At 44.3% G+C, this 20,406-nt stretch carries 29 protein-coding genes, 1 tRNA gene and 1 riboswitch; of the genes, 18 read left to right on the forward strand and 12 right to left on the reverse strand.

Annotated elements, in window-relative coordinates; translation table 11 throughout:
* Positions 1-276 precede the first annotated feature (276 nt).
* Entirely contained in the window at positions 277-996 is a 720-nt protein-coding gene (locus ETB99_RS13455) for a BMQ_0737 family morphogenetic spore coat protein (protein WP_128999878.1), read from the reverse strand.
* A gap of 156 nt (positions 997-1,152) precedes the next feature.
* Between ETB99_RS13455 and ETB99_RS13460 the strand changes: the two genes are divergently transcribed.
* From ETB99_RS13460 to ETB99_RS13500, 9 genes are all read left to right on the forward strand, one after another.
* Positions 1,153-1,416 carry a spore coat protein regulator YlbO gene (locus ETB99_RS13460; protein WP_035065017.1) on the forward strand — a complete coding sequence of 88 codons (264 nt, stop codon included), beginning with the start codon at positions 1,153-1,155 and terminating at the stop codon, positions 1,414-1,416.
* A gap of 207 nt (positions 1,417-1,623) precedes the next feature.
* Positions 1,624-1,815 carry a phage holin family protein gene (locus ETB99_RS13465; RefSeq protein WP_171700822.1) on the forward strand — a complete coding sequence of 64 codons (192 nt, stop codon included), beginning with the start codon at positions 1,624-1,626 and terminating at the stop codon, positions 1,813-1,815.
* 83 nt (positions 1,816-1,898) lie between these two features.
* Complete coding sequence (locus ETB99_RS13470) at positions 1,899-2,102, forward strand: DUF1657 domain-containing protein (RefSeq protein WP_035065022.1); 204 nt, start codon at positions 1,899-1,901, stop codon at positions 2,100-2,102.
* Between the two features lie 58 nt (positions 2,103-2,160).
* Positions 2,161-2,616: a YhcN/YlaJ family sporulation lipoprotein gene (locus ETB99_RS13475; RefSeq protein ID WP_128999880.1), complete on the forward strand. Its 456-nt coding sequence runs from the start codon at positions 2,161-2,163 to the stop codon at positions 2,614-2,616.
* 9 nt (positions 2,617-2,625) lie between these two features.
* On the forward strand, positions 2,626-3,108 hold the full coding sequence (gene spoVAC / locus ETB99_RS13480) for a stage V sporulation protein AC (protein ID WP_035065028.1): 483 nt from the start codon (positions 2,626-2,628) through the stop codon (positions 3,106-3,108).
* A complete protein-coding gene (spoVAD, locus tag ETB99_RS13485; protein ID WP_171700823.1) occupies positions 3,105-4,121 on the forward strand; it encodes a stage V sporulation protein AD in 1,017 nt (338 codons plus the stop codon). Before spoVAC ends, spoVAD begins: the two co-directional genes overlap by 4 nt.
* On the forward strand, positions 4,118-4,474 hold the full coding sequence (gene spoVAE / locus ETB99_RS13490; RefSeq protein WP_035065033.1) for a stage V sporulation protein AE: 357 nt from the start codon (positions 4,118-4,120) through the stop codon (positions 4,472-4,474). The genes spoVAD and spoVAE overlap by 4 nt, the downstream gene beginning before the upstream one ends.
* A 6-nt stretch (positions 4,475-4,480) precedes the next feature.
* Complete coding sequence (locus ETB99_RS13495) at positions 4,481-4,687, forward strand: DUF1657 domain-containing protein (RefSeq protein ID WP_035065036.1); 207 nt, start codon at positions 4,481-4,483, stop codon at positions 4,685-4,687.
* 2 nt (positions 4,688-4,689) lie between these two features.
* Complete coding sequence (locus ETB99_RS13500) at positions 4,690-5,547, forward strand: DUF421 domain-containing protein (protein ID WP_171700824.1); 858 nt, start codon at positions 4,690-4,692, stop codon at positions 5,545-5,547.
* Positions 5,548-5,633: 86 nt separating this feature from the next.
* Here the strand turns inward: ETB99_RS13500 and ETB99_RS13505 are convergent, their stop codons facing one another.
* Complete coding sequence (locus tag ETB99_RS13505) at positions 5,634-5,951, reverse strand: thioredoxin family protein (RefSeq protein ID WP_035065045.1); 318 nt, start codon at positions 5,949-5,951, stop codon at positions 5,634-5,636.
* A gap of 87 nt (positions 5,952-6,038) precedes the next feature.
* Between ETB99_RS13505 and ETB99_RS13510 the strand changes: the two genes are divergently transcribed.
* From ETB99_RS13510 to spoVIF, 3 genes are all read left to right on the forward strand, one after another.
* A complete protein-coding gene (locus ETB99_RS13510) occupies positions 6,039-6,275 on the forward strand; it encodes a hypothetical protein (protein ID WP_035065047.1) in 237 nt (78 codons plus the stop codon).
* 81 nt (positions 6,276-6,356) lie between these two features.
* The gene (locus ETB99_RS13515; protein WP_006322839.1) at positions 6,357-6,485 is read left to right on the forward strand and encodes a YjcZ family sporulation protein; all 129 of its coding nucleotides are present in this window, start codon (positions 6,357-6,359) and stop codon (positions 6,483-6,485) included.
* Between the two features lie 86 nt (positions 6,486-6,571).
* Positions 6,572-6,826 carry a sporulation-specific transcription regulator SpoVIF gene (spoVIF, locus tag ETB99_RS13520; protein ID WP_006322845.1) on the forward strand — a complete coding sequence of 85 codons (255 nt, stop codon included), beginning with the start codon at positions 6,572-6,574 and terminating at the stop codon, positions 6,824-6,826.
* Between the two features lie 17 nt (positions 6,827-6,843).
* Here spoVIF and ETB99_RS13525 read toward each other — a convergent pair whose 3' ends face one another.
* Positions 6,844-8,967 carry an ATP-dependent helicase gene (locus tag ETB99_RS13525; protein WP_171700825.1) on the reverse strand — a complete coding sequence of 708 codons (2,124 nt, stop codon included), beginning with the start codon at positions 8,965-8,967 and terminating at the stop codon, positions 6,844-6,846.
* 109 nt (positions 8,968-9,076) lie between these two features.
* Between ETB99_RS13525 and ETB99_RS13530 the strand changes: the two genes are divergently transcribed.
* Positions 9,077-9,217 carry a hypothetical protein gene (locus ETB99_RS13530; RefSeq protein WP_164970091.1) on the forward strand — a complete coding sequence of 47 codons (141 nt, stop codon included), beginning with the start codon at positions 9,077-9,079 and terminating at the stop codon, positions 9,215-9,217.
* Here the strand turns inward: ETB99_RS13530 and ETB99_RS13535 are convergent.
* The 4 genes from ETB99_RS13535 to ETB99_RS13550 all read right to left on the reverse strand — a co-directional run bounded on the left by ETB99_RS13535 (position 9,214) and on the right by ETB99_RS13550 (position 11,659).
* Positions 9,214-9,891: a DUF421 domain-containing protein gene (locus ETB99_RS13535; RefSeq protein ID WP_171700826.1), complete on the reverse strand. Its 678-nt coding sequence runs from the start codon at positions 9,889-9,891 to the stop codon at positions 9,214-9,216. The two genes, ETB99_RS13530 and ETB99_RS13535, sit on opposite strands and share 4 nt — an antisense overlap.
* 67 nt (positions 9,892-9,958) lie before the next feature.
* Positions 9,959-10,390: a GNAT family N-acetyltransferase gene (locus ETB99_RS13540; protein ID WP_077427582.1), complete on the reverse strand. Its 432-nt coding sequence runs from the start codon at positions 10,388-10,390 to the stop codon at positions 9,959-9,961.
* Positions 10,391-10,394: 4 nt separating this feature from the next.
* On the reverse strand, positions 10,395-10,907 hold the full coding sequence (locus ETB99_RS13545; RefSeq protein ID WP_091705023.1) for a YjcG family protein: 513 nt from the start codon (positions 10,905-10,907) through the stop codon (positions 10,395-10,397).
* 59 nt (positions 10,908-10,966) lie between these two features.
* Entirely contained in the window at positions 10,967-11,659 is a 693-nt protein-coding gene (locus ETB99_RS13550; protein ID WP_171700827.1) for an esterase family protein, read from the reverse strand.
* Between the two features lie 102 nt (positions 11,660-11,761).
* Here ETB99_RS13550 and ETB99_RS13555 point away from each other — a divergent pair, with 102 nt between their 5' ends.
* Complete coding sequence (locus tag ETB99_RS13555) at positions 11,762-12,277, forward strand: phosphatidylglycerophosphatase A family protein (protein ID WP_003395314.1); 516 nt, start codon at positions 11,762-11,764, stop codon at positions 12,275-12,277.
* Positions 12,278-12,379: 102 nt separating this feature from the next.
* Here the strand turns inward: ETB99_RS13555 and mscL are convergent, their stop codons facing one another.
* The gene (gene mscL / locus ETB99_RS13560; RefSeq protein WP_171700828.1) at positions 12,380-12,775 is read right to left on the reverse strand and encodes a large conductance mechanosensitive channel protein MscL; all 396 of its coding nucleotides are present in this window, start codon (positions 12,773-12,775) and stop codon (positions 12,380-12,382) included.
* Positions 12,776-12,788: 13 nt separating this feature from the next.
* Positions 12,789-13,553, reverse strand: a complete 765-nt coding sequence (locus ETB99_RS13565; RefSeq protein ID WP_171700829.1) for a DODA-type extradiol aromatic ring-opening family dioxygenase — start codon at positions 13,551-13,553, stop codon at positions 12,789-12,791.
* 122 nt (positions 13,554-13,675) lie between these two features.
* Between ETB99_RS13565 and ETB99_RS13570 the strand changes: the two genes are divergently transcribed.
* The 3 genes from ETB99_RS13570 to metC all read left to right on the forward strand — a co-directional run bounded on the left by ETB99_RS13570 (position 13,676) and on the right by metC (position 16,696).
* Complete coding sequence (locus ETB99_RS13570) at positions 13,676-14,155, forward strand: cupin domain-containing protein (RefSeq protein WP_171700830.1); 480 nt, start codon at positions 13,676-13,678, stop codon at positions 14,153-14,155.
* Between the two features lie 114 nt (positions 14,156-14,269).
* Positions 14,270-14,377, forward strand: a riboswitch (SAM riboswitch).
* Between the two features lie 72 nt (positions 14,378-14,449).
* On the forward strand, positions 14,450-15,553 hold the full coding sequence (locus ETB99_RS13575) for a methionine biosynthesis PLP-dependent protein (protein WP_171700831.1): 1,104 nt from the start codon (positions 14,450-14,452) through the stop codon (positions 15,551-15,553).
* Positions 15,554-15,556: 3 nt separating this feature from the next.
* The gene (metC, locus tag ETB99_RS13580) at positions 15,557-16,696 is read left to right on the forward strand and encodes a cystathionine beta-lyase (RefSeq protein WP_171700832.1); all 1,140 of its coding nucleotides are present in this window, start codon (positions 15,557-15,559) and stop codon (positions 16,694-16,696) included.
* 20 nt (positions 16,697-16,716) lie between these two features.
* Here metC and ETB99_RS13585 read toward each other — a convergent pair whose 3' ends face one another.
* On the reverse strand, positions 16,717-17,253 hold the full coding sequence (locus tag ETB99_RS13585) for an HD domain-containing protein (protein ID WP_004891686.1): 537 nt from the start codon (positions 17,251-17,253) through the stop codon (positions 16,717-16,719).
* Positions 17,254-17,446: 193 nt separating this feature from the next.
* Here ETB99_RS13585 and ETB99_RS13590 point away from each other — a divergent pair.
* Positions 17,447-17,519 (forward strand) — tRNA-Val (locus ETB99_RS13590).
* A gap of 116 nt (positions 17,520-17,635) precedes the next feature.
* Here the strand turns inward: ETB99_RS13590 and ETB99_RS13595 are convergent.
* Positions 17,636-18,757, reverse strand: a complete 1,122-nt coding sequence (locus ETB99_RS13595; RefSeq protein ID WP_128999899.1) for a site-specific integrase — start codon at positions 18,755-18,757, stop codon at positions 17,636-17,638.
* Positions 18,758-18,875: 118 nt separating this feature from the next.
* A complete protein-coding gene (gene tnpC, locus ETB99_RS13600; RefSeq protein ID WP_171700833.1) occupies positions 18,876-20,321 on the reverse strand; it encodes an IS66 family transposase in 1,446 nt (481 codons plus the stop codon).
* Positions 20,322-20,406: the final 85 nt, after the last annotated feature.

Genomic DNA, 20,406 nt, shown 5'->3' on the forward strand with positions numbered 1-20,406 from the left:
AAGGCAAGGACGGAAAGCGTATCGCACAAGGAATAAATTATAGATATGTCCAAGTCATTCAGCGATTTGACGGATATGCTTATGGAAAGGGGGTGGCGGAACTTGCGTAAGGTGCAATTCCTCCCCGTGCCTAAAGGCAGGGGCTTCCTTGCGTAAGTTTCGTGAAAAATACGTGCTATCGTTCTTATTCCTTTTGGATTGCTTGCACATATACGGTAATCAGCTACATGTTAAACATATAAAAGAAGCAGGCTGTCTGTGAGCCTGCTTTACTCATTAATGTGCCGGGAATACTTCTGGGCATTGTGGTGGGAATTTGTCTGTTGGGCAAAGCGTTGCTTCTAAAATTTCTTCGCGCGGCTGGCAGTAGCGTGCTTCGACTTCAAGTTTTACCTCGGCTTCCATTTGCACTTCTAAGCATAATGTAATCGATACATCAAGCTGTGAGAAGTTGTCAGTGCAAATTAAGCTAGCGTCACATTCGAAAAATGAAATGTGGCAATCGAGCGTCGTGCCTTCTGGTGCGCATAAAATAAATGTTTGTGCCGTCGCAAATGGGATTGGGCTAGATTCACAAACAACGTGGCCGTTTGCGTTTACGACTTGCACAACGACGTGACCTTTCACAAGCACTTTCACTTTTTGCAATGTGACTGTATCGCCTGATGGAAGTGTGACATGAACAGGTTGGCGTCCGTTTGGTTGCAAAATTTCTTGGCAAATAAGAGCATTGTTATCTACTGTTTGATCGATGCGGTTTCCTTCATCGTCTGTTAAGAAACAGCGAATCGAGAAATCGCCAGCGCTTAAGCCGTTAGATGCGAAGAAATCACAAACCGTTTGCCCTTGACGTGGACATTTGCTTTCTGGAAAGATCGCTTCCAAATCCCCATTTGAAAAACTACGCAACGGCACATCGACTTGACGAGTAACCCAGTCATACACTTTGCGTGTTTTAATACACACTTTTTCTTTACGCTCTTTATGATGCGTCATGCCTCGTTCCTCCTAATTTCAGTTTTTCCCGTCGCATGTATCGGGACTACTGTATAGTATGAGAAAGGTAGGTAAGTGTGCAGGGATAAGTGCGGAATTTTTTTGTCATAAATGAGCGTCTGTTTGAATTGTTATGTAGTAGAAAGGGGTGGGCATATGCAAGAAATAGACATGTTGCGGGCGGAAAATGTGTTGTTAAAAGAGTTAGCGGAGTTAAGTGAACAACGTTATCAAGAAGTGAAACGGTTAAAAAAAGAAAACGAGGAGTTAAAAAAGCAAATTGAACAACTGACGAAACAGTTATTCGGGCAAGGAACAGATTCGTGGTTTATGCATACGGTCAAGCGCCAACAAGCGTTAAAACAAGGCGGACAGCTGCCACTTTCGACCCCATTTTCATTTACGGAAAAAAAGAAATAGGGAAAACGCATAGTCGTTCGCTCCATCTTTTTCATATGCTATTGTATCTTACACGTGTGGAGGGTTTGCCAATGGAAAAGAAAAAGCCAATTGTTCTCGGTGGATCACAAGCTACAAAAGTATATACATCTTCACCAGCACCTGTAAAAAAAACAGGCGGTTGTGGATGTGGAAAGAAATTAAAACAATAGCGTGGGGGAGAAAATGATGGAGCGTTTTAAAAATTACGGACTATGGTTAGCGATCGGTTCGTTTATTGCGCTTTTGCTTCAAACGTTTGGGGTTGATTTAGATTTAGGAAAATATGAGCAATTATGGAACGCCTTTTTAAGTATTTTAGTCATGGCTGGAATCATCAATAACCCGTCGCTCGGAAACGGATTTCGCGATAAATGTTAGCTCCTTCGGGGGCTATTTTTTTTGTATAACTTTTTCGAATGAGCGCATGCTATGTGATGAGAAAAAACAAAGGGGGTTTTTATATGACTGTTGCAAGTTCTGTCAAACAAACGTTAGCGGGGTTGAAATCAGCGCAGGCAAGTTTTGAAACGTTTGCCCTGCAAACAGAAAATGAAAAAGCAAAACAATTGTATCAACAAGCGGCACAACAAACGCAAGCGGTCGTCGATTTAGTAGCACCACGCTTGCAAGAAATTGAACAAGAAGAGCCACAATATAAACAGTAAGTAATGCGGGTGTCCAATAAGGGCGCCCTTTCGTTACATGAATAGAAAGGTGAATGCTATGAAAAAATGGCTTGTACTCATTTCCGTTTTTTTTCTTATGAGTTGTGCACATGAACAGAAAGAAAAAAACCAGTCGCTTCACCTAGAAAATATCACCAATGTTAGTCATAACGGAAGCGCGAAACGAAGCGACCAACAACATGCCGAAAAGGCTGTACAGATGTTAAAGGAACGGCAAGATGTGAAAGATGCGGTGGCGGTTGAGGCGAACGGACGGTTGCTTGTCGCGTATCAAGTGAAACATTTGCATCGTTTTCGCATGAAACAAATTGAAAAAGATGTACGGAATATGTTAAACGATGCGTTCGATGAAAAAGTGATCGCCTCACACGATTTAAAAATTTTTTGGAAAACGAAAGCGTTAAAAGAAAAAATGGAAACGAAACAGATGAACGAAAAAGAAATCGAAAAAGAAGTAACAATCATTCAAAAATTAAGTGAAGAACAAACGTGAGGTGAGATGATGGCAAACGAAAAGCGAAAAAATTTAACGCCCGTTCAACAAGAGTATCATCAATTTGAACAAGCGCGGGAAACGAAGCGACCGGTGTTAAAAAATTGCGTGCGTGCCTTTTTTGTTGGCGGTTTGATTTGTGCGATTGGCCAAGCGATTTCTTATTTTTACATGTACTTTTTCGATTTTACGGAAAAAACGGTCGGCAATCCGACGGTGGCGACGATGGTATTTATCGCGATGTTGTTAACCGGTTTTGGCGTATACGACCGATTGGCGCAATTTGCCGGGGCGGGAAGTGCGGTGCCTGTCACCGGATTTGGAAACGCCGTCATTTCGGCTGCGATTGAACATCGGACGGAAGGATTCGTGCTCGGTGTCGGTGGAAATATGTTTAAGCTTGCCGGTTCAGTCATTTTGTTCGGTACGTTTTCCGCTTTCGTCGTGGCGCTTATTAAAACGATCGCGGTGAAATGGGGTGGGCTCGGATGATGAAAGGACATCGCACATGGGTGTTTGAAAACCGTCCGGTCATCATCGCCACCGCCACAGTCGGCGGACCGTTTGAAGCGAACGGAGATATCGCCGATGATTTTGATTTGCTTCATGAAGACCTTTGGCTCGGAGAAGATTCGTATGAAAAAGCGCATAAAGTGTTGTTTGAAGAAGCGTTTTTTCAAGCGATGAAAAAGGCGCGCATCGAAAAGGAACAAGTGCAATTCATTATTTCTGGCGATTTAATTAATCAAATGACGCCGTCAAGCTTTGCGGCACGCACGCTTAGCACCCCATATTTAGGTGTATTTGGCGCTTGTTCGACATCGATGGAAGCACTCGCGTTAAGCGCATTTATCGTCAATTACGGCGGAGCGAAGTACATATTAACAGGTGCTGCAAGCCATAACGCTGCCGTCGAAAAGCAGTTTCGTTATCCGACCGAATACGGTGGGCAAAAGCCACCGACGGCGCAATGGACGGTGACCGGGGCAGGGGTAGCGCTCGTCGGAAGTGAAGGAGATGGCCCACGCATTACATCGGCGACGATTGGGCGCGTCGTCGATATGGGATTGACCGACCCGTTTAATATGGGCGGGGCGATGGCGCCAGCCGCAGTCGATACGATTGAAGCGCATTTACGCGATATGCAAGTCGATGCGTCGTATTACGATTTAATTGTCACAGGTGATTTAGGAAAAATCGGTCGCACCGTCTCGCTCGATTTGTTGCGAAAAAACGGAATGGAGCTTGAAGAAGAGCGATATCAAGATTGCGGGTTAATCATTTATCGCGAAGGACAGCCGGTGTTGTCGGGAGGGAGCGGAGCGGGGTGTTCTGCGACGGTCGTGTACGGTCATTTGTTGAATCGTATGAAGCGAGGAGAGATAAAGCGCATGCTCGTCGTGGCGACAGGAGCGCTTTTATCACCGCTGACGTTTCAACAAGGGGAAACGATTCCTTGTATTGCTCATGCAGTGGCCATTGAATATGGAGGCGATCATTCATGATAGCGATGTTTTTTTGGGCGTTTGTCGTCGGAGGGCTCATTTGTGTCATCGGACAAGTGATGTTTGATGTGTTTAAGTTGACGCCTGCGCATACGTTAAGTGCACTTGTCGTGGCTGGTGCGATTTTAGACGGATTTGGATTGTACGAGCCGCTTATTGATTTTGCAGGTGCAGGGGCAACGATTCCCATTACAAGTTTCGGTAATGCGCTCGTGCACGGGGCGATGCAAGAGGCAGAAAAACATGGCATTGTCGGGGTGTTGACGGGCATGTTTGAAGTGACGAGCTCCGGCATTTCAGCAGCCATCGTATTCGGTTTTATCGGAGCATTATTATTTAAACCGAAAGGATAGAGGGACATGACGATTGGTTCACAAGTGAAACAAAGTTTAGCGAACATGAAAGCGATTCATGCGACGTTGCAAGAGCTTGCGCTGACGTCAACGAATGAGGAGGCGCAACGAGCGTTTCATGAAGCGATGTTACAGACGGAACAAATGATCGCGGCATTAAAAGGACGCATCGCGACGCTTGAGCGCGAAGAGCCGCAATATAAGGGGATGTAAGTATGCCAGCATGGTTAGAAGTTGCGATTCGCTCGATTTGCATTTTAATTGGACTGTTTGTCATTACAAAATTGTTAGGAAAAAAACAATTATCGAAGCTGTCGTTTTTTGAATATATCGCCGGCATTACGATCGGAGATATTGCCGGCTCGATGTCGATGGATTTAGACATTCGCTTAACGGAAGGGATAACGAGCATTTTAATTTGGTCGCTTTTTCCTGTCGCCATTTCGATCATTTCGCTGCGCAGTAAAAAATTTCGTGATTTCGTTGAAGGCAATTCCACCGTCTTTATTAAAAACGGCAAAATTTTAGAAGATAATTTGAAAAAAGAAAAATATACAGCCGATGAATTGCTTGAGCAGTTGCGGAAAAAAGATGTGTTTCGCGTTGCCGATGTCGAATTTGCGACGCTTGAGGCGAACGGTGATTTAAGTATTTTATTAAAACGCGACAAACAGCCGTTGACGCTCGGAGACATCAAACCGTATGTGCCAGAAGAAAAAGAACCCCAAACGGTCATTATGGACGGCAAAATTTTAGACGAACCGCTCGCAACTGCGCGCTTAAACCGCGGCTGGTTAAAAAAACAGCTCGATCAAATGGGCGTCGCTATCGAAAACGTCTTTTTAGCGCAAGTCGATTCGTACGGCCAGCTGACCGTCGATTTATATGACGACCGCATTCAAGTACCAGCACCGCAACAAAAACAACTATTGCTTGCCTCGATGAAAAAAGCAGAAGCGGACTTTGAACTATTCGCCTTGCAAACGAATGACGATGACGCAAAGCAAATGTATGAACAACAAGCAAAACAAATGCAGCAGCTTATTCAAAAACTGCGACCGTTTCTTATGTGAAGCCACGACACGTACGTGGCTTTTTTGGTGTTCGTTATCCCCTTCAACGTAATTTTTTGATTTATATGTGCAAACAATCAGCTAAATTAGCTGATTGTTTGTAGAAACTCCTCGACTTGTTCGCGTGTTTTTGCATTGGCGCTATGCAAGTGGGCGATTTTTTCGCCGTTTTGGAATACAAGTAAGCTCGGAATGCCCATAACGTTGTACGTTTCGGCGATGTCTGGCACATCGTCGCGATTGATGTCATACCATGTAAATTGTGGATAACTAGCGATCACTTCGCCGATAAATTGATCCATGCGCACGCAATCTGGGCACCATGTTGTAAAAAACTTTACGACAACGGGCGTGCTTGAGGCGATCGCTTGTTCAAATTGTTGTGCATCTTGTAGTCGTTCCATATGACACGTCCTTTCTTTTGATTTCGTCTTTTATTTTAGCACATGTTTTCGTTTTTTACGTATGAAAAAGCAAGGGGGGAAGAGGCGATGAACAAATTGGAAAAAGAACTGCAATCGTATACGCGCGCCAAACACCAAAAGCACGATGCATTAATGAAAGCGTTTGACACATGGGGAAAAGAAGTGGAAGCGACGTTAAACCACCTTGAAAAAATAAACGGTAAGCTCTTTCAACAATTTGAAGCAAATATGGGCGATGCGGAAGCGTTTTTTGCGAAAAAAGAAAAGCAGTTTGCGCGCATGCGTCGTCAGTTTCGTGAATGAGGAGAAATTTGATGAGCGCCCATACCAAATCCATTTCGATGCATATGATGTAAGCGACAACGTTGAAGGAGGTGCAGTCTTATGGGTTACGGATATTGCGGATATGGTTACGGTGGCTACGGCTACGGCGGCGGATACGGTTCAACATTTGTGTTAATCGTCGTGTTGTTCATCTTGTTGATTATCGTTGGTGCAGCGTTCGTTCACTAAGAAGAGACGTTCCAAAGGGCATACCTTTGGAACGTTTTTTTATGTTTTTCATATGCTGAAAAAGAAAAGTGAAGGAGGTAGCGAAGATGGATCAACATTTTTTTAAAAACATTGAAAAGAAAACGGGTGTGAATATGCAAGATATTTTTGCGCTCGCCAATTCGTTGCAACATGCGAACTTTAAAGATGAAAAAACGGTGCGCGGCATCGTCAAGCGCGTCGCTCAAATTGCGAATCGTAACGTACCGAAAGAATTGGAAGATAAAATTGTGCAATCGATCGTCAATAACGGAAAACAGATCGATTTTAATACGATTGCCAACATGTTAAATAAAAAATAAGAAAAAAGCGAAAAGTCTTAGACGAGGCTTTTCGCTTTTGTTTGAAGAAAGGAAAGCAAGCGCGAGGCGTTTGCTTTTTTTAATCGGCGCATGGACGGAACGGAAATAAAAAGACGTTGTTTCGCGCGCGTGATCGCAACGTATAGAAGGCGACGTTCTTCTTCAAGCGGAGCGACATCGCCATTTCGGTACGCCTCAAGCGCATAATCGTGAGGCAATAGTCCGTCCACCGCCCCGATGATATAGACGATTGGAAATTCTAGCCCTTTTGAGCGATGAATCGTCATGAGTTGAACGCCATCGTCGCACGTTTTATTGGCGTATGCTTGAACGCGTTTGACGTGAGATAGAAACGCTTGAATCGTTTTAAATTTCCGCGCGACGACTTTCATATCGCGCACGTCGTCGGATCCTTTTTCAATTGCGTTACCTTCGTTGCCGCGCTTTTTTAAAAATTCGCCTAGGCCCATCTCTTTTTCGATGAAATCGATCGCGTCAAACGGCTTCATCTCTTTCACTTTCGCGAAAAGCGGGGCGATTGTGCGTAATTTTTGTTTTTGAAACGGCGGAATGCCGTCAAGTTTAGCAAGCGCTTCAACGAGCGAACAGTCTTGTAAAATGGCGTTCGCCTTTAAGTCGTTCATAATCGTTTGTTTTAAAAACAAAACGGTGGCGACGTCGGTCATTGCTTGTTCGTCGTTTGGATCGAGCGCAAGTTGAAAAAAGCTTAACAAATAGCGCACGATGCGACGATTGTAAAACGAATCGCCGTCTGTCGTGACGGGGATGTGCAGTTGTGAAAGCCGTTCGAAGACGGCACGCGCCGATGCGTTCGTGCGACATAAAATGGCGATATCGCTTGGATGCACACCTTGTTTCATTCGTTCTTCGATGTCACAGGCGATCATCGTTGCCTCTTCTTCTTCATCGTACGGAAAGAACAACGTCGGCATATGTATGCTATCGGTTTGAGCGTTCATTTGTTTCGGAATGCGCGTGCGACTTTTCGCAATGATACGGTTGGCGAACGATACGATCGGATGCGGTGAACGATAGTTTTCGGTAAGCTTGACGATTTTCGTGTTCGGAAAGTCTTGTTGGAATTGCTGAATAAACGATGAATCGGAGCCGCGAAACGCATAAATCGCTTGGTCATCATCGCCAACGGCGCAAATATGATGCGTGTGGGACGCAAGTAGTTTCATCGTCTCGTATTGCACGCTGTTAATGTCTTGAAATTCGTCGATTAAAAAGTAATGAAACCGTTCGTGATATTGTCGCAATCGTCTTTCGTCCGTCCGTAACATGTCATAGCACGCGTATAACATATCATCAAAATCAAACAATTCGAGCTGTTGTTTTTTCGCTTCATATTGTTTGTACAATTGCACAACGCGCTCGTCCCATTCGTTTTCAATGGTGATGGTGTGAAGGGGCGTCAGCGTATTTTTCCAATATGAAATACGTTGCATCGCTTCGTCGTACGGAAAATCACGTTCATCGATGCCGATGTCGCGGCCGATTTCTTTCATCATCTTTTCTTTTTGCCAGTCGCGAATGAGCCGTTCGTGTCGCCAACGGAACGGATCGGCATGTTGCAACATGCGATAAAATAGGCTATGAAATGTGCCGACGGTCGGTATGTTGTCAAGGTTGTACGACTGCAGTCTGTCGACTAGCTCTTTTGCTGCTTTTGTCGTAAAGGTGACGATCATCATGTTTTTCGATTGAATGCGATGATGTGCGATCATGGCGGCAGCGCGCGTCGTTAACGTGCGCGTTTTTCCGCTTCCAGCACCCGCAAGCACAAGAAGTGGACCTTCCACGTGTTGAACGGCTTCGTATTGCTCTGTATCGAGCGGGATACCGCATACGGTCATTTGTTTTTTTTCTTTCGTTTGAAACGGTTCGGTTGGGCGAATCGAGATGATGTTCGCTTGTTTTCGTTCTTCTTTTATACAAGCATTTGACACATGATAAAAGTGCGGGGCATGTTCAATCGCTAAATGAAAGCGAACGACTCCACCGCACATCGGGCACGTCCATTTGTTGCGTAAACTTTGTTCATACACGAGCTCATATTTTTCCCTTGGTAACGTATGAATGTCAAACAACTTGCCGTTATATTGCGCCTTATTCATCGCTTGAACTCCTTTGTGTAACGTCAACGTCTATGTTAACAAAACATACAATAAGAGAAAAGGAGTTTTTTGTTGGTTGGCGAATATATAAACAAAGGAGGCGATTTGTATGCATATCCCACCGATTCGTTCAAACCCGCTTCATGTTCCGCGCGCAACAAGCGTACAACGCACAACGAATGAAAAAAAAGAAAGCCCCCCTGAAAAGAAAAAACGCCCGAAAGATCGGTCGTCTGAGAAAAAACGTTAATATGCCTGCACGTGCATGCCTTTGCCGTCTTGCCATTCGGCGTATAAAATGTCGCTATAGTTTTCAAAGCCAGCATGGCGCATATGTTTTTTCAGCCATTGTTCGTCCCAGCCGTTTTCACGTAAATTGTCCCAAATGACTTCCCCGTCGATAATGACCGTCACAGGCAATACCGCTTCAGATGCAGATATGTTGTGGTCTTGGCGCGTCGGTTGTTCGTATGGGGCTTTTTTCATGACGCTTACGGTTCCGTCTGTTTCTAAAATGGCGTATTCGACTTCGCGAATGGAAAAGACGTTGCGAGAGCGAAGTAAATGTTGCAGTTGGTTTAAATCAAGCTTCGTTTTTTTCAATGCGTCATATAAAATTTTTCCTTTCGAAATGACGATTACCGGTTTTCCTTCGAGCAATTCACGCAGTTCTTTTTTCTTTTGCGTAATCATTTCAGTTGCGTAAATTAAAAGTCCCCAAAGAGCGATTGCGAACAATACTTGCGCAAGTCCGACATTTACATCGTATAGTCCATTTCCGACAAGCTCTCCGAGAACGAGGGCGGAAATGAAGTCAAATGGTGTAATTTGCGTAATTTGTGTCCGTCCGAGTATTTTCGCCATAATAAACAAGGCGACATAACCGACAATGAGTTCGACTGCAATTTGTCCAAATTCGTTCATCACGCTAATCCTTTCTTCTTTCGTTTCTTTTGTTAGTATGTCAAGGGAAAAAGAAAACATGCGACCGTTATGATCGCATGTCGATTGTTTTTACCATCGTCACATGAGGAATGCCGGCGTCAAGAAAGACGTCGGATACCGTTTCGTAGCCGAGCTGTTTATAAAACGGTTCGGCGTGGGTTTGCGCGTTTAATTTTACTTTTGTAACGTGCTTTGTTGCGTATTGCTCGATCGCTTCCATGATGCGTTTGCCAAGGCCGCGTCCGCGATAAGCAGGGAGGACGCAAATGCGTTCAATTTTACCGACGTCGTCAATCGTTCGGAAGCGTCCTGCCGCAATCGGTTTGTCATCGTCGTATAGTACGAAATGAATGGACGTTTGTTCAAATGCGTCAATTTCTTCCTCTTCCGACACCCCTTGTTCGTCAATAAAGACGGCGCGGCGAACGATCAGGGCGTCGCGCCAAAGCGTTTCCTCTTGTCCGTATTTGACGTACATATGATTATTCCTTTCCGAGATGAAATGTTTCGTATGCCGACCAAGATCCGTTGTCAAGCTGATATAACAGATGGAAGCGGTCGACTTGTTCTTCAAAATGGACGGACTGCATGTTAAAGCGTCCGAATACGTCGGAATATTCGTCGTTTGATAAATCGCGTGCGATCGTAATGTGCGGTACGAACGCATAGTCCGTTTGTTCGACGAACGGTGGACGATGTAATTTTTCATGTAGTTTGATGAGCGGCTCTGTTTTTTCCACTTTTAAATAAATGACATTGTTGACTGGATAAAACGAACTAAATTTCGTGACGCGCAACGTGAATGGCTCTGTTTCGCGCGCGACGTTGCGAAGTTGTTGAACGAGCTCATTGAGCTTGTCCTCTTCCACCTCAAACGCATACTTTAACGTGATATGCGGTGGGATTAAGGCGTAGTGAGAGTCGTACCGTTTACGATACGAATTTGCAAAATCTTGAATTTTTTTTGATGGAAAAATCGCGATACCACATTTCATGCGATTTCCTCCTTTCGTCATTATATTTATATATTATAACAAATTTTCGGAAAATACTGTTACATTTCAATAACTTTTTTTAATCCGATCGGTAAATCCGGTTGCCAGTATGTCCATGAATGATCGCCGTCAAACTCGTGGTAATGATAGCGAACTTGTTTTGTTTGAAGAACGTGAGCAAGCGCACGATTTGGTTCAATAAAGTTGCGGACAGCCCCATCTGTCGTTTTGACTTCGGTCTCTTTTATGCCGATGGAATGATAAAGCGCAAGCAAATGCCAATTTGAAAAGGATTGTATATGTGCCATCACATCGTCGTTCACATACGGCGACTGCATGATGACTTTTCCGAACGTATGTGGGTATGTCATCGCAGTAAGAAGCGAAACGGTTCCCGCAAGCGAATCACCGACGAGAATGCGAGTGGATCCCATTTGATATGTTGAAAAATGTTCATCAACGAGTGGCACGAGTTCGTTGGCGAGAAAGCGCATGTACGCTTCGCGTTTTTTTCCGTTCGGATGATATTTTTCATAGCGATCTGACACATCGCGATACGGCACGCCGATCACGACAGCGCGCACGCCAAGCTCGTCAATGACGCTCCCGATTTTTCCAAACATAAAATAATCTTGACCATCTTGTGCGATGATGACGAGATGTTTATAAAGCGGTGTAACAGGTTTTGAACAGTACACAGGTAGCGCCAGTTCTTCGTTTAAATGTTGGCTGTGAAGTTTTAACTCCTGCATGTTCTCCCATCCTTTTTCGACGTTGTTCTTTCTTATCGTATCACATTTCGGCATTTTTTGTCGCTGCGTGATATAATGATAGAACGAGAGGAGGAATGAAATATGAAGCGTGTGACAAGCAAAGAAGTGTACGAAAGAACGTTGCAGTTATTGACGGAACGTGGGGTGACGATTCCGGCGATTGCTGAGATTGTATATGAAATGCAAAGTCCTTACAACAAAGAGCTAACGATGGCAGAATGTATAGAAAGCGTCGAAAAAGTGCTGCAAAAACGCGAGGTGCAACATGCGATTTTAGTTGGCATCGAGCTCGATAAATTAGCCGAACAAGGCATGCTTTCCGAGCCGCTACAAACGATTGTCGAGACGGACGAAGGACTGTTTGGCGTCGATGAAACGTTGGCGCTCGGCGCGGTGCTCGGGTACGGAAGCATCGCGGTAACGACGTTTGGTCATTTAGATAAAAATAAAGTCGGGATCATTAAGCAGCTTGACACGAAGCGCGGCAAAGGCGTGCATACGTTTTTAGACGACTTAGTTGCCAGCGTTGCCGCTAGCGCATCCGGTCGCCTTGCCCACAATTTGCGCGACGAGGAAGAAGCTGCGTTGAATGCGTAAAAAAAGCCGTAAATCCGCATGGGTTTACGGTTTTTTTACGGAAGAAATGTGAAATATAAACGGCTTGCTTATTATGCGAATGAAGCCCCCAAACTTTGAGGGCTACGGTGTTTCTTTTTGCTGTTTCAATAAATCGCGAATTTCTGTGAGCAGTTGTTGTTCTTTTGTAATCGTTGGTGCGGTTTGTTTCGTCTCTTCTTGTTTTTTCATTCGTTCGTGCAAGTTGTTTAACAGCTTAATAAATATAAAAATGGAAAAGGCGATGAGAAAAAAGTCAACGACAGTTTGAATAAAAGTCCCATATTTCACTTCTGCTTCTCCGACTTTCCAAGATAACTTGCTGAAATCAATTCCCCCTAAAATGAGACCGACAAGGGGCATAATAATGTCATTGACGAGGGAAGAAACAATTTTTCCAAATGCCCCACCAATAACCACTCCGACAGCTAAGTCGATGACGTTGCCTCGTATAGCGAATTTCTTAAACTCGTTCCACATCGGAATCCCTCCATTAAAATGATACAGCTAAAAGGCTTAAGTTTCCGTACTCGTATTCTCGGAATAAAACATGTGGCGAGCGATTGCCGGCTCCGTAAGCAATCCAGTACGGTGCTAAATGTTCTTGAGTCGGGACGGCTTGTTTAGCATAAGGGGCTTTTTCTTCATAGTGAAACACATCTTCACTCTGGGCAGATGACTGGGCAAGCAACCAATCATCAAAGGCGACAGCCCAACAATCTACTTTTGTTCGTTCTTCCCAACGAAGCGCCATTAAATTATGCACTGTGCCACCACTACCGATGATCATGACACCTTCGTCACGCAACGGGCGTAACGCTTTACCAAGTTGAAATAGCTGCTTTGGTGTCCACGAAGGAACAACGGATGCCTGAATAATTGGAACGTTTGCTTTTGGAAATAGTCGGCTTAACAATACCCATGAGCCGTGGTCAAGTCCGCGCTTCTCGTCGATATTGACGATGGGGGAGACGTGCTTCAGATGATGTTGGACGCGTTTTGCCCATTCGACTGAACCTTGTGCAGCATAAGTTACTTCGTACAATTCACGTGGGAAGCCGGAAAAGTCATAAATCATCTCATACGTTCCAGCGATCGACGAAACGGTCGGTTGGCGTGTCATCCAATGTGCAGTAAAGACGACGATAGCTTTTGGATGCATCTGTTTTCCGAGCGTTGTTAAAAACGATGTATATGCGCTATCTTCAATCGCTAACATCGGTGATCCATGCGCAAGAAATAAAGCAGGTGCTTTCATTATCTCACTCCTTTTTCTCCAGTGTACCATATATATTTCTGATTTGTCGATTTTTGCATGTGAGGCGCATGGTCGGGCAGTTGTGCATAACATGACGATGAATATGAAAAAGAGGTGAGAACATGTATTATTACTATCCGCATTACGTGTATCCAATGTATCCATATCCGATCATGCCTTATCCGCTTCCGAGGGAATATACGAAAGATTACGGACCGAACCCGTTTGTCATTCAAATTGAAGAAGCGACGAAACGAAACAATATGTTTCGTACGACGATATGGACAGGTTCGCATTTACAAGCGACGTTAATGAGCTTGCGTGTCGGGGAGGATATTGGTTTAGAAATTCATCCGGGCGTGGATCAATTTTTACGTATTGAACAAGGCGAAGGGATTGTACGGATGGGGAAAAAGAAAAACGAGCTAACGTTTGAAAGACGAGTGGGCGACGGCTCTGCTATTTTTGTCCCTGCTGGAACGTGGCATAATGTAATAAATATTGGAAACGTTCCGCTAAAATTGTATTCCATCTATGCACCGCCACAACATCCAGCGGGTACCGTCCATCCGACAAAAGCCGATGCTCTTGCGGCGGAATGAGAGAAAAGACTTGGGGGAAGCCCTCACGTGTTGGAAAAGGATAAAAAATAGTTGCAATTTTTCGGAAAATAAGATACATTAATTAAAAATCAGAAAATTCGATATTGTTTTGCGTTCTTATCGAGAGAAGCGGAGGGACTGGCCCGATGAAGCTTCAGCAACCAGCCGGAAACGGTCAGGTGCTAAATCCAGCGAATTGGCGTTCAATTCGGAAGATAAGAAGAAGCGATTGTCTATGGACAAAAAAGCCTTCTTCTTTGAAGGCTTTTATTTTTTTAGAAAGGAAGAGAGCGAATGAGTCATATCGAAACACGGTTAGCGCAAATTGGAAATCGAAGCGAGACAGCGACGGGGACGGTCAATCCGCCAGTATATTTTTCAACGGCGTATCGTCATGAAGGAATCGGACAATCGACAGGGTACGATTACATTCGAACCGGCAACCCGACGAGACGTATTGTCGAGGAGGCGATTGCGCAGTTAGAAGAAGGGGATCAAGGGTTTGCATGTAGCTCAGGCATGGCGGCGATTCAAACGTTGTTTGCGTTGTTTGAAAGCGGCGATCATTTCCTCGTTTCGGCCGATTTATATGGCGGAACGTATCGGCTATTTGAAAAAGGGTGGAAGAAATACGGTTTGTCGTTTACATACGTCGATTTTCGCGATCTCGATGCGGTAAAGGCGCATGTGACGGACAAAACGAAAGCGATTTTTTTAGAAACGCCGACAAATCCGCTCATGCAAGAGGCGGATATTGAAGCGGTGGCAACGTTTGCGAAGCAATATGGGCTTCTTCTTATTGTTGATAATACGTTTTACACCCCTGTGTTACAAAAGCCATTAACGAAAGGGGCGGACATCGTCATTCATAGCGCAACGAAATATTTAGGCGGGCATAACGACGTGCTTGCCGGGCTCATTGTTGCCAAAGGAAAAGAGCTGTGCGAGCAACTCGCGATGTATCATAACGCCATCGGTGCGGTGTTATCACCGTTTGATTCATGGCTGTTAATTCGCGGCATGAAGACGCTTGCGCTGCGCATGCGTCAGCACGAACAAAACGCAAAGGCGATATATAAATTTTTAGTCGAACATGAAGATGTGACGGACGTATTGTATCCGGGAAGAGGCGGCATGTTGTCGTTTCGCGTGCGCGATGAAAAATGGGTGAATACCTTTTTACGAAGTTTAAAACTGATTACGTTTGCGGAAAGTTTAGGCGGTGTCGAAAGTTTTATTACGTATCCCGCGACGCAAACACATATGGATATTCCAGAGGATATTCGCATCGCCAACGGGGTATGTAATCGTTTGTTACGTTTTTCGGTCGGTATTGAACACGCTGATGATTTAATTGCTGATTTAGCACAAGCGTTTCAGCGTATGAAAGAGGTGTGAAAAGTGGATATACAAACAAAGCTCGTTCACAATCAATGGCAAATTGATACGCAAACGGGGGCAGTGAGTGTCCCGATTCATCATGCGTCGACGTTTCATCAGTTTGATTTTGATACGTTTGGCAAGTACGATTATAGCCGTTCTGGCAACCCGACGCGTGAGGCGCTTGAGGAAACGATTGCGGAATTAGAAGGTGGAGTGAGCGGTTTTGCGTTCGCATCGGGCATGGCGGCCATTTCTACGGCATTTTTATTGTTGTCAAAAGGCGATCACGTACTGATTACCGATGACGTATATGGTGGAACGTATCGCATCATCACGGACGTATTGAGCCGATTTGGCATTGAACATACGTTTGTTGATATGACTGATTTAGATGCGGTGGCACGTCACATTCGTCCAAATACGAAAGTCATTTATATGGAAACGCCGTCCAATCCGCTTTTGAAAATTACAGATATTCGTGGGGTTGTGAAGCTTGCGAAAGCGCACGGTTGTTTGACGTTTTTAGATAATACGTTTGCGACTCCTTTGTTGCAGCGTCCGCTTGATCTCGGTGTCGATGTCGTTTTGCATAGCGCAACGAAATTTTTAGCAGGTCATAGCGATGTCATTGCTGGACTTGCGGTTGTGAAAGACGAGCGTCTCGCAAAACAGCTTCGCAAACTGCAATATTCGTTTGGGGCAGTGCTCGGCGTGCAAGATGCGTGGCTTGTGTTGCGTGGATTAAAAACGTTGCACGTTCGGTTAGAGCATTCGTCTCGTTCAGCTATGCAATTGGCGCAATTTTTACATCGTCATCCGAAAGTGGCACATGTATATTATCCAGGGCTTTCGCATCATGAGGGGCACGTCATTCATCGCGAACAAGCGCGCGGATTTGGGGCGGTGTTGTCGTTTGAATTGGAAGATGAACAAGCGGTGCGAACGTTCGTCCAACATGCGCACATTCCTATTTTTGCGGTCAGTTTAGGGGCGGTCGAATCGATTTTATCGTATCCAGCGAAAATGTCGCATGCGGCGATGCCGAAAGCGGAACGACTTCGTCGCGGCATTACGGACGGTTTGTTGCGCATAAGCGTCGGACTTGAGGCAATGGATGATTTAGTGGCCGACTTTGAACAGGCGTTATCGTATGTATAGGCTAGGTATAACACCTAGCCTTAGCTAATTTGGTCGAGAGCGTTACGTTGTAGTTGTTGTTCGACCATGCGATCGAGCTGTTGAATTTTTTTCAAAGCGAGTTCGTCATCGATTTGGCGATAATGATGTTTGCCACCCGGTTCTTCATCTGCTTCATCGGCGAGTTTCACGATCGTTTGAAGCGGTTTTCGTTTTAGTTCTCCTTCTGGAAGATACGAATCGGTATGAAGCAAAATGGCGAGGGCGATTTCTTTGGCGTGTTGAGGATGTTCACCGAGTCGAATAAGCAGTTTATGCGCTCGCTCCGCCCCTTTAATCGCATGAATGTCGTTTTGTTTATATGTTTCATAGTCCCACGTTCCATTAGAGTACCATTCATAATGCCCGATATCATGAAGCAATGCGGCTTTTGTTGCTAAATCAACATTCACTCCATATTGCAAGGCAAGGCGATACGCATGATATGCAGTCGCAATGGCGTGCGCGACGCCTGAACGTTTTAAATATTTTTGGGTGATGGGGTGAAGGAAGATGTCAGTTAATGTGACACGTCTCATAGCTCACCATCCCTTTCAAATGTTTTTCTAATTATCATATCATGTCTTTTTTAAAGAAGGCAATATCTATTTTTACAGAAAAGAAAAAACAGACGAAAGACGTCATGACGAAAAAATTTTTTAAAAAAAGTATTTGACAAACTAGGGAACGATACGTATAATGAAAAATGTGTTCGATAACACAACAACATACGATTCCGTAGCTCAGCTGGGAGAGCGCCACCTTGACAGGGTGGAGGTCGCTGGTTCGAGCCCAGTCGGAATCATCATGTAACGAGGCCGTAAATCCTGAATATATAAAGGATTTGCGGTTTTTTGTTTTTATATAAACGAACTCAGCTCGTTCTCGTGGTCACAATTTTGGTCACAGATACAGCATTCTCTAGCTATTAAACAGTTGACTTGCAAGACGTTTAGACGCCTCTTTTTGCATGTTAGGTAAAACATGTGAATAAATGTCCAGTGTGATTTTTACGCTACTATGACCTAATCGCTCTGATATGAGCTTGATATTTTCTCCTTGTTGTAGCATTAAACTTGCATGTGTATGTCTTAAATCATGGAATCGGATTTTAGGTAGATTTGCTTTGGTAATCAAGTTGTCAAATGTTCTTAGTAAATTTCTTGGATTGATGGGTTTTCCTTTAGATGTGCAAACAACAAGGTCAAAGTCATTGTAGGCACTCCCGTACTTTAGCTTGTTTGCAATGACTATCTTTCTTTGTTGTTTAAGAGCGGAAAGTGTATTGGCATCCAAACCAATTGAACGATTACCAGCTTTGCTCTTAGCACCCTCTTTAAATCCTTTTCCATCGTGTGTGAGAGTTTGTCTTATATAGAGACATTCGTTTTTGAAATCTACGTCTCTCCAACGCAATCCCAAAATTTCACCTTGGCGCATTCCTGTCATTATTGCAAGTAGGAACGCTGTGTAGTAGTGGCTAGACTTTGCAACCTTAAGAAATGCAGTCACTTGTTGTAGATTCCATATTGTAATTTCTTTACTATCCCATTTAGGTTTTTCGATAGATGAAGCAAGATTCTTCTTAAGTAGTTCCATTTTAACGGCACTATTTAACGAAGCATTCACTACATTAAAAATGCGTTTTACAGTGGTCTCTGATAATCCTTTGTCTCTTAGTCCTGCTACGAACTTTTGAATGTGCAAGGGCGTTAATGAGCTGAGTTGTAAATGTCCTAACGCTGGAGAGATATGTGTCTTTAGATAAGACTTGTACGCTTTTATTGTTTGAATGCTTAATTGGTGTTCTCTGCTTATTAGCCATTCATTAAAATAGTCAATATACAGTTGTTTAGAAGGTTCAATATAAGTACCCTCACTTAATTCGTTTAACAGAGTTGCTAGAGCTTTTTCCGCTTCTTTCTTTGTCTCGAATCCTCTTTTCTTTTTCTGTCTACGCTTTCCAGTCAATGGGTCTTTTCCAATATCGACTACAAAATAATATTTACCTGTTTTTTTATCTTTTTTTACACTTCCTCGCATTTTAAGAGCCTCCTAAAGTTGCTCTTAAGCCTGCGGAAGGTTTCCGTAACTATTCACTCCGATAGTAGTATGTAAAGAAGCGCAACACAAATAGGGCATCCCCGTAATAGAAAATGCCCTAAGTGGTAGAAAGAACGCGATCAAGCGTTTCGCCTGTCAACAGAAGACATAACGAATCCCACACGTTTTTTTCGTGTTTCATCAGTGTGGAAACGATGCTTCTTGTGATACAAAAAGACTGGGCGAATGTTTCTTCGCGAAACGTACCCGAAATGTTCTCTTTCACTTTGACCATGCGGAGATCGCGTTCGGCTTGGTTGTTGTCAAAGGGAACATGTACTTCACGTAAGAAACGCAACGCTTCTTCCTTTCGTTTCTGAAGCCGTCGAACAAAAGCGAGTGCTTTTTTCGGAAGAGGCGTCTTCGTTTCCAATCGGTGTTGTGCTCTTTCTAGGATGCGATCATACACTCGTTCCCACCGTCTCGCTTCTTTTTCGGAAAGTGCACCGTGATGAGCTTCGACGGCCTGTTTGGCGGCTAACAGAAACGTGGTCATGCGCGATGCCCATGTATGCCCTTGTTCGATGAAACCCTTCAATTCACGCAAATGATGGGCGTGACAAAGGGCATGGGTGGCTTGCGTGTATTTTGGATACGTACCGAACCCATCATGCATCATCGTTCCTTCATATCGGGGAAGAATCCCAATGTCATCGGTCGCTTTCTTTCCGCGAGAAACGTGAGGAGCCAAGTACGTGTATTTTGATGTACACGCGACATGCACCCATGCGAGTTTCCCATTGATGTGCAAACTCGTTTCATCGACATGCAGGATGTTGGATTCAAGTAAGGCGTCTTCGATGATGTCCATATTTGATTCCAACGATTCGCGTCCTCGTTTCACCATATTGGCAAGAGTTCCCGTACTAATCGAGTGTTGATATAACGCTTCGATTGTATCACTTAAACGCTTGTACGGGATCAATTGGATATGATGTAAATAAACAACGAGCGCCGTGAGCCGTGGACCGTATTGCACATGATTCGTGACATGTGATGGGAATTCGGCTTGTTGAACACATCGACAATGTGGACACGATTTCACTTCACGTTCATGTTGTGTCACCTCGATCGCCACAGGAGGGACATCAAACACTTGACGGATATCGACTTTGAACGGTTTGACTTCACGCAAAGAAGCCCCACATCCTTGACACGTATGCACACGGTGGACGATACGATGATGCGGATGTTCCACTTGACGGAGCGTCGTTCCTTGATGTCCTTCTTGTCCGCCTGGCTTGTTGCCAGATGGCTTGCGAGAAGAATGGGTATGAAAACGGTCAGAAGATGGGGGCAAATGGCTATTGGAGCTGTTTTTTTTCGTGCGTGCTTCCAGCTCTTGAACGCGGTACTTCAGTTGTTCATTTTCTTTGCGTAGCTGTTTGTTTTCGTGACGCAAATGTTCATTTTCTTGAACGAGTTGATGAATGAGCTGTTTTTGTTGTTGGACTTTGCCGATTAAGCTCTCAACTGTAAATACAGCTTGTTGTACCGTCAACATGCGATTCACCTCCTTGTCTATCAGTATTCACATCATAGACAGGAAAAGCAAAAAATATTCAGCTCACTTTATGATGTGGCTGAAT

Source organism: Anoxybacillus sp. CHMUD (assembly GCF_013096965.1).
Taxonomy (GTDB): Bacteria; Bacillota; Bacilli; order Bacillales; family Anoxybacillaceae; genus Anoxybacillus; species Anoxybacillus kestanbolensis_A.

What these genes read in the sequence shown, in the direction of transcription:
- ETB99_RS13555 (WP_003395314.1), top strand. Translation starts at nt 11,762, where the DNA reads ATGAAGCGTGTGACAAGCAAAGAAGTGTACGAAAGAACGTTGCAGTTA.
- ETB99_RS13550 (WP_171700827.1), bottom strand. Translation starts at nt 11,659, where the DNA reads ATGCAGGAGTTAAAACTTCACAGCCAACATTTAAACGAAGAACTGGCG.
- ETB99_RS13475 (WP_128999880.1), top strand. Translation starts at nt 2,161, where the DNA reads ATGAAAAAATGGCTTGTACTCATTTCCGTTTTTTTTCTTATGAGTTGT.
- mscL (WP_171700828.1), bottom strand. Translation starts at nt 12,775, where the DNA reads ATGTGGAACGAGTTTAAGAAATTCGCTATACGAGGCAACGTCATCGAC.
- ETB99_RS13575 (WP_171700831.1), top strand. Translation starts at nt 14,450, where the DNA reads ATGAGTCATATCGAAACACGGTTAGCGCAAATTGGAAATCGAAGCGAG.
- ETB99_RS13470 (WP_035065022.1), top strand. Translation starts at nt 1,899, where the DNA reads ATGACTGTTGCAAGTTCTGTCAAACAAACGTTAGCGGGGTTGAAATCA.
- ETB99_RS13495 (WP_035065036.1), top strand. Translation starts at nt 4,481, where the DNA reads ATGACGATTGGTTCACAAGTGAAACAAAGTTTAGCGAACATGAAAGCG.
- ETB99_RS13505 (WP_035065045.1), bottom strand. Translation starts at nt 5,951, where the DNA reads ATGGAACGACTACAAGATGCACAACAATTTGAACAAGCGATCGCCTCA.
- ETB99_RS13570 (WP_171700830.1), top strand. Translation starts at nt 13,676, where the DNA reads ATGTATTATTACTATCCGCATTACGTGTATCCAATGTATCCATATCCG.
- ETB99_RS13510 (WP_035065047.1), top strand. Translation starts at nt 6,039, where the DNA reads ATGAACAAATTGGAAAAAGAACTGCAATCGTATACGCGCGCCAAACAC.
- spoVAE (WP_035065033.1), top strand. Translation starts at nt 4,118, where the DNA reads ATGATAGCGATGTTTTTTTGGGCGTTTGTCGTCGGAGGGCTCATTTGT.
- ETB99_RS13530 (WP_164970091.1), top strand. Translation starts at nt 9,077, where the DNA reads ATGCATATCCCACCGATTCGTTCAAACCCGCTTCATGTTCCGCGCGCA.
- tnpC (WP_171700833.1), bottom strand. Translation starts at nt 20,321, where the DNA reads ATGTTGACGGTACAACAAGCTGTATTTACAGTTGAGAGCTTAATCGGC.
- ETB99_RS13460 (WP_035065017.1), top strand. Translation starts at nt 1,153, where the DNA reads ATGCAAGAAATAGACATGTTGCGGGCGGAAAATGTGTTGTTAAAAGAG.
- spoVIF (WP_006322845.1), top strand. Translation starts at nt 6,572, where the DNA reads ATGGATCAACATTTTTTTAAAAACATTGAAAAGAAAACGGGTGTGAAT.
- ETB99_RS13545 (WP_091705023.1), bottom strand. Translation starts at nt 10,907, where the DNA reads ATGAAATGTGGTATCGCGATTTTTCCATCAAAAAAAATTCAAGATTTT.
- ETB99_RS13525 (WP_171700825.1), bottom strand. Translation starts at nt 8,967, where the DNA reads ATGAATAAGGCGCAATATAACGGCAAGTTGTTTGACATTCATACGTTA.
- ETB99_RS13595 (WP_128999899.1), bottom strand. Translation starts at nt 18,757, where the DNA reads ATGCGAGGAAGTGTAAAAAAAGATAAAAAAACAGGTAAATATTATTTT.
- ETB99_RS13515 (WP_006322839.1), top strand. Translation starts at nt 6,357, where the DNA reads ATGGGTTACGGATATTGCGGATATGGTTACGGTGGCTACGGCTACGGC.
- ETB99_RS13465 (WP_171700822.1), top strand. Translation starts at nt 1,624, where the DNA reads ATGGAGCGTTTTAAAAATTACGGACTATGGTTAGCGATCGGTTCGTTT.
- ETB99_RS13500 (WP_171700824.1), top strand. Translation starts at nt 4,690, where the DNA reads ATGCCAGCATGGTTAGAAGTTGCGATTCGCTCGATTTGCATTTTAATT.
- ETB99_RS13455 (WP_128999878.1), bottom strand. Translation starts at nt 996, where the DNA reads ATGACGCATCATAAAGAGCGTAAAGAAAAAGTGTGTATTAAAACACGC.
- spoVAC (WP_035065028.1), top strand. Translation starts at nt 2,626, where the DNA reads ATGGCAAACGAAAAGCGAAAAAATTTAACGCCCGTTCAACAAGAGTAT.
- ETB99_RS13540 (WP_077427582.1), bottom strand. Translation starts at nt 10,390, where the DNA reads ATGTACGTCAAATACGGACAAGAGGAAACGCTTTGGCGCGACGCCCTG.
- ETB99_RS13535 (WP_171700826.1), bottom strand. Translation starts at nt 9,891, where the DNA reads ATGAACGAATTTGGACAAATTGCAGTCGAACTCATTGTCGGTTATGTC.
- ETB99_RS13565 (WP_171700829.1), bottom strand. Translation starts at nt 13,553, where the DNA reads ATGAAAGCACCTGCTTTATTTCTTGCGCATGGATCACCGATGTTAGCG.
- ETB99_RS13585 (WP_004891686.1), bottom strand. Translation starts at nt 17,253, where the DNA reads ATGAGACGTGTCACATTAACTGACATCTTCCTTCACCCCATCACCCAA.
- spoVAD (WP_171700823.1), top strand. Translation starts at nt 3,105, where the DNA reads ATGATGAAAGGACATCGCACATGGGTGTTTGAAAACCGTCCGGTCATC.